The organism is Variovorax sp. OV329, assembly GCF_900114785.1.
Classification (GTDB): domain Bacteria; phylum Pseudomonadota; class Gammaproteobacteria; order Burkholderiales; family Burkholderiaceae_C; genus Variovorax.
In genome coordinates, this window is sequence record NZ_FOUG01000006.1 from 114,340 (window position 1) to 125,975 (window position 11,636).

The 11,636-nt window shown below is 69.2% G+C and carries 11 protein-coding genes; 6 read left to right on the top strand and 5 right to left on the bottom strand.

Translation table 11 applies throughout. The features are described 5' to 3' along the window. The first annotated feature begins 4 nt into the window (after nucleotides 1-4). From BM345_RS12085 to BM345_RS12095, 3 genes are read left to right on the top strand one after another with little or no spacing between them, the layout of a single operon-like run. Nucleotides 5-997, top strand: coding sequence for a 2-hydroxyacid dehydrogenase (locus tag BM345_RS12085; RefSeq protein WP_093379761.1), 993 nt, complete (start codon nucleotides 5-7; stop codon nucleotides 995-997). Nucleotides 998-1,016: 19 nt separating this feature from the next. Further along, nucleotides 1,017-2,372, top strand: coding sequence for a DNA recombination protein RmuC (locus BM345_RS12090; RefSeq protein WP_093379764.1), 1,356 nt, complete (start codon nucleotides 1,017-1,019; stop codon nucleotides 2,370-2,372). Next, nucleotides 2,366-3,550, top strand: coding sequence for an MFS transporter (locus BM345_RS12095; RefSeq protein WP_093380182.1), 1,185 nt, complete (start codon nucleotides 2,366-2,368; stop codon nucleotides 3,548-3,550). Before BM345_RS12090 ends, BM345_RS12095 begins: the two co-directional genes overlap by 7 nt. A gap of 35 nt (nucleotides 3,551-3,585) precedes the next feature. On the opposite strand, the gene BM345_RS12100 is transcribed toward BM345_RS12095, so the two are convergent. From BM345_RS12100 to earP, 4 genes are all read right to left on the bottom strand, one after another. Then, a complete protein-coding gene (locus tag BM345_RS12100) occupies nucleotides 3,586-4,452 on the bottom strand; it encodes an LOG family protein (protein WP_093379766.1) in 867 nt (288 codons plus the stop codon). Nucleotides 4,453-4,503: 51 nt separating this feature from the next. After that, nucleotides 4,504-5,295, bottom strand: a complete 792-nt coding sequence (locus BM345_RS12105; RefSeq protein ID WP_093379769.1) for a crotonase/enoyl-CoA hydratase family protein — start codon at nucleotides 5,293-5,295, stop codon at nucleotides 4,504-4,506. A 60-nt stretch (nucleotides 5,296-5,355) separates the two neighbouring features. Beyond that, nucleotides 5,356-5,910 (bottom strand): elongation factor P, encoded by a 555-nt coding sequence (gene efp / locus BM345_RS12110; protein ID WP_093379771.1) that lies wholly within the window; start codon nucleotides 5,908-5,910, stop codon nucleotides 5,356-5,358. A gap of 142 nt (nucleotides 5,911-6,052) precedes the next feature. Next, on the bottom strand, nucleotides 6,053-7,138 hold the full coding sequence (gene earP, locus BM345_RS12115; RefSeq protein WP_093379774.1) for an elongation factor P maturation arginine rhamnosyltransferase EarP: 1,086 nt from the start codon (nucleotides 7,136-7,138) through the stop codon (nucleotides 6,053-6,055). A gap of 53 nt (nucleotides 7,139-7,191) precedes the next feature. On the opposite strand from earP, the gene uvrC reads away from it, so the two are divergent. Genes uvrC through BM345_RS12130 form a run of 3 tightly spaced genes read left to right on the top strand, consistent with a single transcriptional unit; the run spans nucleotide 7,192 to nucleotide 10,617 of the window. After that, the gene (gene uvrC, locus BM345_RS12120) at nucleotides 7,192-9,126 is read left to right on the top strand and encodes an excinuclease ABC subunit UvrC (RefSeq protein WP_093379776.1); all 1,935 of its coding nucleotides are present in this window, start codon (nucleotides 7,192-7,194) and stop codon (nucleotides 9,124-9,126) included. 43 nt (nucleotides 9,127-9,169) lie between these two features. Next, nucleotides 9,170-9,736 carry a CDP-diacylglycerol--glycerol-3-phosphate 3-phosphatidyltransferase gene (pgsA, locus tag BM345_RS12125; protein WP_093379779.1) on the top strand — a complete coding sequence of 189 codons (567 nt, stop codon included), beginning with the start codon at nucleotides 9,170-9,172 and terminating at the stop codon, nucleotides 9,734-9,736. Then, entirely contained in the window at nucleotides 9,733-10,617 is an 885-nt protein-coding gene (locus BM345_RS12130; protein WP_093379782.1) for a DMT family transporter, read from the top strand. Before pgsA ends, BM345_RS12130 begins: the two co-directional genes overlap by 4 nt. Here BM345_RS12130 and BM345_RS12135 read toward each other — a convergent pair. Then, nucleotides 10,574-11,563 carry a LysR family transcriptional regulator gene (locus tag BM345_RS12135; RefSeq protein ID WP_093379784.1) on the bottom strand — a complete coding sequence of 330 codons (990 nt, stop codon included), beginning with the start codon at nucleotides 11,561-11,563 and terminating at the stop codon, nucleotides 10,574-10,576. The genes BM345_RS12130 and BM345_RS12135 overlap by 44 nt on opposite strands. Nucleotides 11,564-11,636: the final 73 nt, after the last annotated feature.

An 11,636-nucleotide genomic window follows, 5' to 3' on the forward strand; every position in this document is an offset into this window, starting at 1 on the left:
CATCATGACCCGACCCAAGGTACTCGTCGCCCGCGCCATCTTTCCCGAGACCATCGCGCGCCTGGAACAGCACTTCGACGTCGAAGCCAACCAGGCCGACGAGAGCTGGAGCAAGGAACAGCTCATGGCGAAGCTGCAGGGCAAGGCCGGCGCCTTCACCACCGGCACCGAGCGCATCGACGCCGAGCTGCTGGCGGCCTGCCCGGAACTGAAGATCTGCGCCAACATGGCCGTGGGCTACAACAACTTCGACGTGGACGCCATGACGGCCCGCGGCGTGCTGGCCACCAACGCGCCCGACGTGCTCACCGAGACCACCGCCGACTTCGGCTTCGCCCTGCTGATGGCCACCGCCCGCCGAGTGACCGAGAGCGAGCATTTCCTGCGCCGCGGCGAATGGACCAAGTGGCGCTACGACATGTTCGCCGGCAGCGACGTGCACGGCAGCACGCTGGGCATCATCGGCATGGGGCGCATCGGGCAGGGCATCGCGAAGCGCGGGGCGCATGGCTTCGGCATGAAGGTGGTCTATCACAACCGGTCGCGCCTCGATGCGAAGCTCGAAGTCGAGTGCAAGGCCAGCTACGTGAGCAAGGAGGAACTGCTCAAGACCGCCGACCACGTGGTGCTGGTGGTGCCCTACAGCGCGGCCTCGCACCACACCATCGGCGCGGCCGAGCTGGCGCAGATGAAGCCCACTGCCACGCTGATCAACATCGCGCGCGGCGGCATCGTGGACGATGCGGCGCTGGCGCAGGCCCTGCGCGACAAGCGCATCGCAGCGGCCGGCCTGGACGTGTTCGAAGGCGAGCCCAAGGTGCATCCGGACCTGCTCACCGTGCCCAACGTGGTGCTCACGCCGCACATCGCCAGCGCCACCGTGCCCACGCGCAAGGCCATGGCCGACCTGGCGGTGGACAACCTCATCGCCTACCTCACACGCGGCGAAGCCAAGACCCCCCTGAACCCCGCCGTCATTTCGGCGTCCCGCAAGTAAGAAGAGAAGAACGCGCATCTTGGAAACCTGGATCCTGGTGGGCCTTGCGGCCCTGAACCTGCTGCTGCTCGTCTGGCTGCTCGTGCGCAAGGCGCCGGCGCCCGAGCACGGCGAGATATTGCAGGCGCTTTCCAGCGCCAACGAGAGAACCGAGCGCGAGCTGCGCCACGAGATCGGCGAAAGCGCGCGCGGGGCCCGGCAGGAGACCGCGCAGGCCTTCGCCAACTTCCAGCAGAGCGTGCTGCACCAGAGCGCCGAGGCCACCCGGACGCAGAACGCGCAGATCGAAGCCTTCGCGCACCAGCTGTCGCTGTTGCAGAAGTCGCTGGGCGACACGCTGTCGACGCAACTCCAGGCATTGGCCGAATCGAACGCGCGCCGCCTGTCCGAGGTGCGCGCCACCATGGAGGCGCAACTCGCCCAACTGCAGCAGAGCAACACCGCCAAGCTCGACGAGATGCGCCAGACGGTGGACGAGAAGCTGCAGAGCACGCTCGAGACCCGTTTGGGCGAAAGCTTCAAGCAGGTCGCCGAGCGCCTGGAGCAGGTGCACAAGGGCCTCGGCGAGATGCAGTCGCTGGCCGTGGGCGTGGGCAACCTGCAGCGCGTGCTGACCAACGTGAAGACCCGCGGCGTGTTCGGCGAGGTGCAGCTCGAAGCCCTGCTGGAGCAGGTGCTGACCACCGAGCAGTTCGCCCGCCAGGTCGAGACCAAGCCGCGCAGCGGCCAGCGCGTGGACTTCGCGGTGCGCTTCCCGGGCCGCGGCGACGACGGCGCGCCGGTGTGGCTGCCCATCGATGCCAAGTTCCCGCGCGACGACTACGAGCGCCTGCTCGACGCCCACGAGCGTGCCGACTCCGCGGCCGCGGAAAGCGCGGCCAAGGCGCTGGAGACGCGCATCCGCGTCGAGGCCAAGTCCATTGCCGAGAACTACCTCGCCGCGCCGCACACCACCGACTTCGCCATCCTTTTCCTGCCGGTCGAGAGCTTGTATGCCGAAGTGCTGCGCCGGCCCGGCCTCATGGACGCCATGCAGCGCCAGCACCGCGTGACGCTGGCGGGCCCCACCACCTTGCTGGCCATGCTCAACAGCCTGCACATGGGCTTTCGCACGCTGGCGCTGGAGCGCCAGGCTTCCGAGGTCTGGAAGGTGCTGGGCGCGGTCAAGACCGAGTTCGAGCGCTATGGCGAATGGGTGGGCCGTGTCAGGGAGCAGGTGGCCAAGGCCTCCGACACGCTCGACAAGGCCGACACCCGCGCACGCCAGATGCGCCTGGCGCTGCGCAAGGTCGAAGCATTGCCGGATGCGCAGGCCCAGGCCCTGCTGCCGCTGGTCGATCCGCAGCTGCCCCTGGACGACGAACTGGCATCGTGAACGCGGAACTGCTGCGCCTCATCCTTGCGCAGGTCTGCCTGCACGCGGCGATGACGGGCACGCGGCTGGCGGCGCCCCTGCTGGCACTGCAGCAGGGCTACAGCGCCGCTGCCGTGGGCGTGCTGCTGTCGCTGTTCGCGCTGACACAGGTCTTCCTGGCACTGCCTGCCGGACGCTATGCCGACCGGCATGGGCTGAAGCGGCCGCTGGGCATCGCCGTCGCCTCGGCGGCCATCGGCGCGGGCCTGGCCGGCCTCTTTCCGGTCTTCCCGGTGCTGTGCCTGGCGGCACTGCTCACCGGCGGCGCGACCGGCGTCACGGTGATCGTGCTGCAGCGCCACGTCGGTCGCACCACCAGCAACCCGACCCAATTGAAGAAGGTGTTCAGCTGGCTGGCCATTGCGCCGGCCGCCGCCAACTTCATGGGGCCCTTCTGTGCGGGCCTGCTGATCGACCATGCCGGTCGTGTGCCGGGCGACCTGATGGGCTATCGCGTGGCCTTCGCGCTGCTGTTCCTGCTGCCCTTGCTGTGCTGGGCACTGGCCCGCGGCGCGCACGAGGCGCCCAACACGCCGGCGCCGGCCACCGGCGTGAAGCTGCGCGCCTGGGACCTGCTGGCCGAGCCCATGTTCAGGCGCCTGCTCTTCGTGAACTGGCTGCAGTCGGCCTCGTGGGACGTGCACACCTTCGTGCTGCCCATCCTGGGGCACGAGCGCGGCCTCTCGGCCTCGGTGATCGGTTCCATCCTCGGCGCCTTCGCGGTGGCCGCGGCCTGCATCCGCATCGTGCTCCCGCTGCTGGCCTCGCGCCTGAGCGAGCGCCACGTGATCATGGCCGCCAACGTGCTGACGGCCGTCGTCTTCGTGGCCTACCCGTTCGCGCCGGGCGCCTTGACCATGGGCCTGTGCTCGGTGGTGCTGGGCGTCGCGCTGGGCTCGGTACAGCCGATGGTGATGAGCATGCTGCACCAGATCACGCCCGCGGCCCGCTACGGCGAGGCGCTGGCGCTGCGGGTGATGACCCTCAACGCGTCCAGCGTGGCGATGCCCATGGTGTTCGGCGCGGCCGGTGCGTGGATCGGCATTGCCGGCGTGTTCTGGCTGGTGGGCGGCGTGGTGGCGGCCGGCACCCCGGCGGTGAGCCGGCTGCAGGCGCCACCCCGCGCCGATCACGGCTGACGCCGCGCGCCGGCGGGCACGCGCGTGGGCGCGTTTCAGAGCTTGTAGAAGCGCTTGATCGCGTCCCACGCGTCCTGCGGCGCGTCCACGTACTCGAAGAGCTTGATGTCCTCGGGCGAGATCACGCCTTCTTCCACCAGGAAGTCGAAGTCGATGAGCCGGCGCCAGTAGTCGGAGCCGAACAGCACGATGGGCACCTGGCGCGACTTGCGCGTCTGCACCAGCGTCACCACCTCGAACAATTCGTCGAGCGTGCCGAAGCCGCCCGGGAAGGCCACCAGCGCCTTCGCCCGCATCATGAAATGCATCTTGCGGATGGCGAAGTAGTGGAACTTGAAGCTCAGCGCCGGCGTGACGTAGGGGTTGGCCGCCTCTTCCATCGGCAGCGCGATCGCCAGCCCCACGCTCAGGCCGCCGGCCTCGTAGGCGCCGCGGTTGGCCGCCTGCATGATGCCGGGGCCGCCGCCAGTGCAGACGAAGAGCTTGTCTTCCGGGTCCTTGTCGTTGCTGTAGTTGGCCACCAGCGCGCCGAAGGCGCGGGCCTGCTCGTAGTAGTGGGTGCCGCGGCTCAGGCGCCGCCAACGCTCGGCCGCGGCCTGGTCGCCGGCGGCCTCGGCCTGGGCCAGCAGCGCGCCGGCCTCGTCCTGGCTGCGGAAGCGCGCGCTGCCGAACACCACCACGGTGTTCTCGATGCCGTGGGCGCGCATCTCCAGGTCGGGCTTCATCAGCTCCAGCTGCATGCGCAGGCCGCGGGTCTCGCGGCGCAGGAGGAACTCGGGATCGGCGAAGGCCAGGCGCGAGGGATCGTGATCGAGCGGAAGGCCCTGGTCGGCATGGGCCTGCAAGGTGGCCCATGCATCAGCCAGGCGCTTGTCGTGAAGGTTGTGCGTAGCGTTGGGCATGGTTGATTCTGACGAACGGTCGGGCATTGTGCGCCTTGCGGGGGCGGGGCTTCAGGCGGGCTTGCCGTGCCTGCCCGCACCTTGCACGAAACGGGCCGCGCCGGCCGCGCCCTCGGCCGCGACGATGGGCACGCCGTGCCGGCCTTCCTGCCGCAAGGCCTCGGCCAGCGGCAGGTCCCACTGTGCGTAGGCGGAGGCGCGATCGGCCAGCATGCACTGCTGAGGAAAGGCCGCCAGCTCGCGCGCCAGCTGCTCGGCGGCATGCCGGGCTTCGCCCTTGGGCACCACGCGGTTCACGAGCCCCATCGCGAGCGCTTCGTCGGCGGCGACGGCGCGCCCCGTGAGGATCAGGTCCAGCGCGCGGCCCATGCCGACCAGCCGCGGCAGCCGCACCGTGCCGCCGTCGATCAGCGGCACACCCCAGCGGCGGCAGAAAACGCCCAGCACGGCATCCGCCTCGGCCACGCGCAGGTCGGCCAGCAGCGCCAGTTCCAGCCCGCCGGCCACCGCATGGCCGCGGATGGCGGCGACGAGCGGCTTGGACAGGGCCATGCGGGTCGGGCCCATGGGGCCGCTGCCACCCCCTTCGGGGTCGAGTTCGTTCCGGCGCGACGGGTCGCTGATGGCGCCGAGGTCCGCGCCCGCGCAGAACACGCCATGCTCGCCCCACAGGACCGCCACGCGCAAGGCCGGGTCCGCCTCGAAGCCGGCGAAGGCCTCTTGCAGCGCGCGGGCGGTGGGGCCGTCCACCGCATTGCGCTGCTTCGGGCGGCTCAGCACGATGGTGCAGACCGGGCCGTCGACCTCGGTGCGCACGGCGGCGTCAGGAGCAGAGGTGTTCATGGTCGCAGCGTACAAAAGCAAAAGGCTCCCGAGGGAGCCTTTTGCTGCGGATCGAAGTCCTCAGACGCGCTTGCGGTATTCGCCCGTGCGGGTGTCGATTTCGATCTTGTCGCCTTGCGACACGAACAGCGGCACCGGCACTTCGAAACCGGTGGCGATCTTGGCGGGCTTGAGCACCTTGCCTGAGGTGTCGCCCTTGACGGCCGGCTCGGTCCAGGTGATTTCGCGCTCGACGCTGGTGGGCAGTTCGACCGAGATGGCCTTGCCTTCGTAGAACACCACTTCGACGGGCATGCCGTCTTCCAGGTAGTTCAGGGCGTCGCCCATGTTCTCGGCTTCGACTTCGTACTGGTTGTACTCGGTGTCCATGCAGACGTACATCGGGTCGGCGAAGTAGGAGTAGGTGCAATCCTTCTTCTCCAGCACGATCTGGTCGATCTTGTCGTCGGCCTTGAAGACCACTTCGGTGTTGAAGTTGGCGATCAGGCTCTTCATCTTCATGCGCACGGTGGCGGAGTTGCGGCCGCCGCGGCTGTATTCGGTCTTGAGGACGACCATCGGGTCCTTGCCGTGCATGATCACGTTGCCGGCGCGGATTTCTTGAGCGATTTTCATAGCGAGTCTTTGTCAGGAGGATGTGCCGCTTGGCATCGTCGGGCTGGCCCTGGACGCATGGACCCGCGGCGGGTTCGGCGAATGTCTCTGTTGGAGCCCGTCCCTGGATTGGCAAGGCCCGGAATTCGCAAAGCCGTCTATTTTAGCTTTTTTGGGCGACGAAACGGCGAAGGCGGGTCGCCAAGTCCGGTTCGGCCAGCAACCCGGCCCGCGCGGCGCGGGCCGTCTCACCCCACGAAGCGAGCCCGGGCGCGTCCGGCCATTGCAACTCGGGGGCGTTGGCAAACCCATTCCAGCGGTGGTGGAACTGGCGCAGGGCCGGGGGCGCCTGCAGCCAGTCGAGGAAGGCATTGAGTTTCTCGTGGTGGGCGTCGTCGTCCTGCGGGTAGATCTGCCAGGCGAAGGGCTTGCCGGCCCAGAGCGCCCGCACCAGCGAGTCTTCGCCCCGGACGAAATTGAAGTCGCAAGCCCACAGCAGGTGGTCGAATTCCTCCTGGGGCACATGGGGCAGCCAGGCGATCGACAGCGATCCGCCCGGCTCGCCCGTCGGGCACAGGGCGCGCACGGCGGCGGCGGCGCGCCCGGGGGTGACCATCAGCCGCACGGGCTCGGTGGCGGCAGCCAGTTGCGACAGCAGCGAGGCGAGGGCAGGGGGTTCGTAGCTGAAGAGCGTGACCAGCCGCTCGCCTTGCCAGGCGATGCCCTGCTCGGCGAGCCAGGCGCCGCGGTCGAATACGGCCTGGCGGGCGCTTAGGTCGGCCTCGCGCAGAAGCCCACCGGTGGCCGCCGTGAAGCCTGGGTAGAAGAAATACTTGTTGAGCCCTTCGCCGGGCCCGCGGAACACCGGCGAGGTCAGGCCGTGCAAGCGCTCCACATAGGGCTCGGCCGACAGATATTCCAGGTTGATCCAGCAGCGCTTGCGGCCGTCGCGCCGGATCGCCTCTGCGAACTGGGCGACCACGGCCGGCGCCGGATCGCAGCCGAAGGCCTCGATCAGCACATCGGGCGCGGTCTCGGCCCCCAGGTGTTCAGGCGCGATCTCGTCCCCGCGCCAAGGCAGCACCGAGACGCCCGCGCAGCCTTCGGGCGCCATCCAGGCGAGGGCCGAGGCATCGTCGATCCAGAGGCGGACTGCGTCGCCGTCCGCGGCCAGCGCGCGTGCAAGCCGCCAGCACACGCCGGCGTCGCCATGGTTGTCGATGACCTTGCAGAAAATGTCCCAGCGCATCGCGGGATACTCTACAGCCCGTCGCATCCTGCCCATTGCCTCCAACCCCACGCATGTCGGAAACCCATTCGGATCAACTGCTCGCCGAAGTCGCCGCGCTGCCCTCGCTGCCGGGCGTCTACCGCTATTTCGATGCGGCCGACGGCGTGCTGTACGTGGGCAAGGCGCGCAACCTGAAGAAGCGGGTGTCGAGCTACTTCCAGAAGAACCATGGCGGCACGCGAATCGGCCACATGGTGAGCAAGATCACGCGCATGGAGACCACGGTGGTGCGCACCGAGGCCGAGGCGCTGCTGCTCGAGAACAACCTCATCAAGACGCTCAAGCCCCGCTACAACATCCTGTTCCGGGACGACAAGAGCTACCCCTACCTGAAGATCGCCGCGCACGACTTTCCGCGCCTGGCCTACTACCGCGGCGCGGTGGACCGCCGGCACCGCTACTTCGGTCCCTTTCCCAGCGCCTGGGCGGTGAAGGAGTCCATCCAGCTGCTGCAGAAGGTGTTCCGGATCCGCACCTGCGAGGACACCGTCTACAGCAACCGCACCCGGCCCTGCCTGCTCTACCAGATCAAGCGCTGCAGCGGGCCCTGCGTGGGCCTGGTGTCCAAGGAGGACTACGCGCAGGACATCGCCAGCGCCGAGTCCTTCCTGCTGGGCGATTCGCAGCAGGTGCTGCGCCAGCTGGAGTCGCGCATGAGCGCGCACGCCGAGAAGCTGGAGTTCGAGCAGGCGGCCGAGCTGCGCAACAAGATGGCGGCGCTCTCGCGCGTGCTGCACCAGCAGGCGGTGGAGAGCACCACCTCCGACAAGGACGTGGACATCATCGCGGTGAGGGTTCAGGGCGGAAAGGCGTGCGTGAACCTGGCCATGGTGCGCGGCGGCCGCCACCTGGGCGACCGCGCCTACTTCCCGGCGCACGTGGACGACGCCGCGCAGATGGGCGCCGACGACGAGGACGTGCAGGCCCCTATCGAGCAGCAGGTGCTGGAGGCCTTCATCGCGCAGCACTACATCGACGTGCCGGTGCCGCCCACCCTGGTGCTGGGCGAGGCCATCGGCCGCGAGCTGGTGGAGGCGGTCGCGCAGCAGGCCGGCATCCGCATCACCGCGGTCTTCGCGCCGCGCGAAGCAAGGCGCCTGTGGCTGGAGATGGCGCAGAAGAACGCCGACATCCAACTGGCCCGCCTGCTGGCCGAGGAAGGCTCGCAGCAGGCCCGCACCCGCGCCCTGGTCGACGCGCTGGAGATCGCGCCCGACGACCTGGACAGCTTCCGCGTGGAGTGCTTCGACATCTCGCACACCGCCGGCGAGGCCACGCAGGCCTCCTGCGTGGTGTTCGAACACCATGCCATGCAGAACCGCGAGTACCGGCGCTACAACATCGACGGCATCACGCCGGGCGACGACTACGCCGCCATGCGCCAGGTGCTGCACCGCCGCTACGGCAAGCTGGCCGAGGCCATCGCGGCCGAATCCGACGCACCTACCCCCGGCGATGCCTCGGGGGCCGATGCCAAGCCGGGAACGGTGGGCGCGCGCATGCCCGACCTGGTGCTGGTCGATGGCGGCAAGGGCCAGGTCTCGATGGCGCGGGAGGTGTTCTCCGAACTGGGCCTGCCGCTGTCGCTGATCGTCGGCGTGGAGAAGGGCGAGGGCCGCAAGGTGGGCCTGGAGGAACTGGTCTTCGCCGATGGCCGCGAGAAGGTCTACCTGGGCCGCGACTCGGCTGCGCTGATGCTGGTCGCCCAGATCCGCGACGAGGCGCACCGCTTCGCCATCACCGGCATGCGCGCGCGCCGCGCCAAGGTGCGGGTGGGCGGCAGCCAGCTGGAGGACATCCCGGGCATCGGCCCCAAGCGGCGCGCCCGGCTGCTGCAGCGCTTCGGCGGCATCCGCGGCGTGGCGGCGGCCAGCGTGGAGGACCTGGCCTCGGTCGACGGCATCGCCTTCGACCTGGCCGAGGAGATCTACAGGGCATTGCACTGAGGCCGACCTGAAGGCCAGCGCTCACATGCCACAATCGCGCCCAATGTTCTGGACACTGCCTACCTTCATGACCTGGACGCGCATCGTCGCGATCCCGCTGCTTGTCGGTGTGTTCTACCTGCCCCTGGCGGAACCGGTGCGCAACCTCATCGCCACCGTGATGTTCATCGTCTTCGCCGCCACCGACTGGCTGGACGGCTACCTGGCGCGCAAGCTCAACCAGACCTCGGCCTTCGGCGCCTTCCTCGACCCGGTGGCCGACAAGTTCCTGGTGTGCGCATCCCTGCTGGTGCTGGTGCATCTGCAGCGCACCGACGTGTTCGTGGCCCTCATCATCATCGGCCGCGAGATCGCCATCTCGGCCCTGCGCGAATGGATGGCCCAGATCGGCGCCAGCAAGAGCGTGGCGGTGCACATGATCGGCAAGGTCAAGACCACGGTGCAGATGGTGGCCATTCCCTTCCTGCTCTACAACGGCATGCTGTGGGGCGTGATCGACACCGGCCTGTGGGGCCGTTGGCTGATCTGGATCTCGGCCGTGCTCACCGTGTGGTCGATGGTCTACTACCTGCAAAAGGCCATCCCCGAGATCCGGGCACGCGCCAAATGAGCGCGGCCTCGGCCCGCACGGCGGGCTGGGTGCGGGCCATGCCGGCGGTCTTCGTGCTCATCTGGAGCACCGGCTTCATCGTGGCGCGCTATGGCATGCCCTATGCGCCGCCGCTCAAGTTCCTGGCGGTGCGCTTTGCGCTGTCCCTGCTGTGTTTCTGCGCCTGGGTGGTGCTCGCCCGCGTGGCCTGGCCGCGCGGCCGCGCGCAGTGGGGCCACCTCGTGGTCACCGGCATCCTGATGCAGGCCGGCTACCTGGGCGGCGTGTGGGCGGCCGTGCGCGCGGGCATGGGTTCCGGGCTGGTGGCGCTGCTGGTGGGCATCCAGCCGGTGCTGACGGCGGTCTGGATGTCCTTCACCGGCGGGCGGGTGTCATCGCGCCAGTGGCTGGGCCTGGTGATGGGCTTTGCCGGGCTGGTGCTGGTGGTGTCGCGCAAGTTCGGCGAAGGTTCGGAAGTCAGCGCTCTGACCATGGGCCTGGCGCTGATGGCGCTGCTCTCGATCACCGCCGGCACGCTCTACCAGAAGCAATTCGTCGAGCCCTGCGACGTGCGCAGCGCCAGCGCGGTGCAGATGATCGCCGCCCTGGTCGTGGCGCTGCCCTTCGCCTTGCTGGAGCCAGCTGCCATCGAGTGGAACGCGCATTCGATCGGTGCCATGGCCTGGTCGGTGCTGGCGCTGTCGCTGGGCGGCAGTTCGCTGCTCTACATGCTGATCCAGCGCGGCACCGCGACGGCCGTCACCAGCCTGCTGTACCTGGTGCCGCCCTGCACGGCGCTGATGGCCTGGCTGCTGTTCCGCGAGCCGATCACCGTCGCCACCGTGCTGGGCACGGCGCTCACCGCGGCGGGCGTGAGCCTGGTCGTTCGCGCGACGCGCTGACCCCGCCGGCCGAAGGCTTCCACGGCTCGCCGCGGAACTGCTCGGCCAGGTGGTCCAGCAGCAGCCGCACCCGGCGCGGCGTCTTGGGCCGCCAGGGCGCCATCCAATGGATGTCGGCGTCCGGCATGCTGTGGTTCGGCAGCACGCGAAGCAGTTCGCCGGACGCCAGCTGCGGTGCGATGTCCCACAGGCTGCGCAGCATGATGCCGTGGCCGGCCAGGCACCAGTCGCGCACCATCTCCCCCGAGTTGCTCGACAAGGGGCCCTGCACGCGCACCCGGGCCGTGCTGCCGTCGCGGCCATGGCGCAGCGTCCACAGCGCGGACTCCTGGCGAGGCGCCTCGCCGTTCTCGCGCGCCACCAGGCAGTCGTGGCCGGCCAGTTCATCCACCGATGCCGGCGTGCCGCGGCGCGCCAGGTAGGCCGGCGAGGCCGCGAGCACGCGCTGGTTGCGCGCGATGCGGCGCGACGTCCAATCGGCCGCATGGCGCTGCTGCACTTCCCACAGCCACAGGGCGCCGTCGAAGCCTTCGGCACCCAGGTCGGGCAGGCGCTCGGTCAACTGCAGTTCGATGCGCAGGGCAGGGTGCTTCGCCTGGAAGGCCGCGATCGCCGGACCCACCCATCGGCGGCCGAAGCCGAAAGTCGCGGCCAGCCGCACCGGGCCGCGAAGCTCGTTCTGCCGTTCGCCCAGTTCGCTCTCGAGTGCGGCGAAGCCCTGGAGCAAGTCGATGGCATGCCTGCACACGGCCTCGCCTTCGGCGGAGACGCTCAGGCGCCGGGTCGTCCGGTCGAACAGCCGCTGGCCCAGTCGCGCCTCCAGCGCGCCCAGCCGCTTGGTGACGACCGAAGGCACCACCTCCAGCGCCTGTGCCGCGCCCGCCAGGCTGCCGTGCTCGCGAATGGCCAGCACCAGTTCCAGGTCGGAGCGCTCCAATGAATTCATGCCATTTCGGAAAGTATGAATTGGCTCATTGTTGCTTGATGGCCGAAGACGCGCAACGCACAATCGGCGCGTG

Coding starts and splice junctions, on each gene's coding strand:
- BM345_RS12130 (WP_093379782.1), top strand. CDS start 9,733: ATGAGCGCGGCCTCGGCCCGCACGGCGGGCTGGGTGCGGGCCATGCCG.
- BM345_RS12085 (WP_093379761.1), top strand. CDS start 5: ATGACCCGACCCAAGGTACTCGTCGCCCGCGCCATCTTTCCCGAGACC.
- BM345_RS12105 (WP_093379769.1), bottom strand. CDS start 5,295: ATGAACACCTCTGCTCCTGACGCCGCCGTGCGCACCGAGGTCGACGGC.
- efp (WP_093379771.1), bottom strand. CDS start 5,910: ATGAAAATCGCTCAAGAAATCCGCGCCGGCAACGTGATCATGCACGGC.
- pgsA (WP_093379779.1), top strand. CDS start 9,170: ATGTTCTGGACACTGCCTACCTTCATGACCTGGACGCGCATCGTCGCG.
- earP (WP_093379774.1), bottom strand. CDS start 7,138: ATGCGCTGGGACATTTTCTGCAAGGTCATCGACAACCATGGCGACGCC.
- BM345_RS12100 (WP_093379766.1), bottom strand. CDS start 4,452: ATGCCCAACGCTACGCACAACCTTCACGACAAGCGCCTGGCTGATGCA.
- uvrC (WP_093379776.1), top strand. CDS start 7,192: ATGTCGGAAACCCATTCGGATCAACTGCTCGCCGAAGTCGCCGCGCTG.
- BM345_RS12135 (WP_093379784.1), bottom strand. CDS start 11,563: ATGAATTCATTGGAGCGCTCCGACCTGGAACTGGTGCTGGCCATTCGC.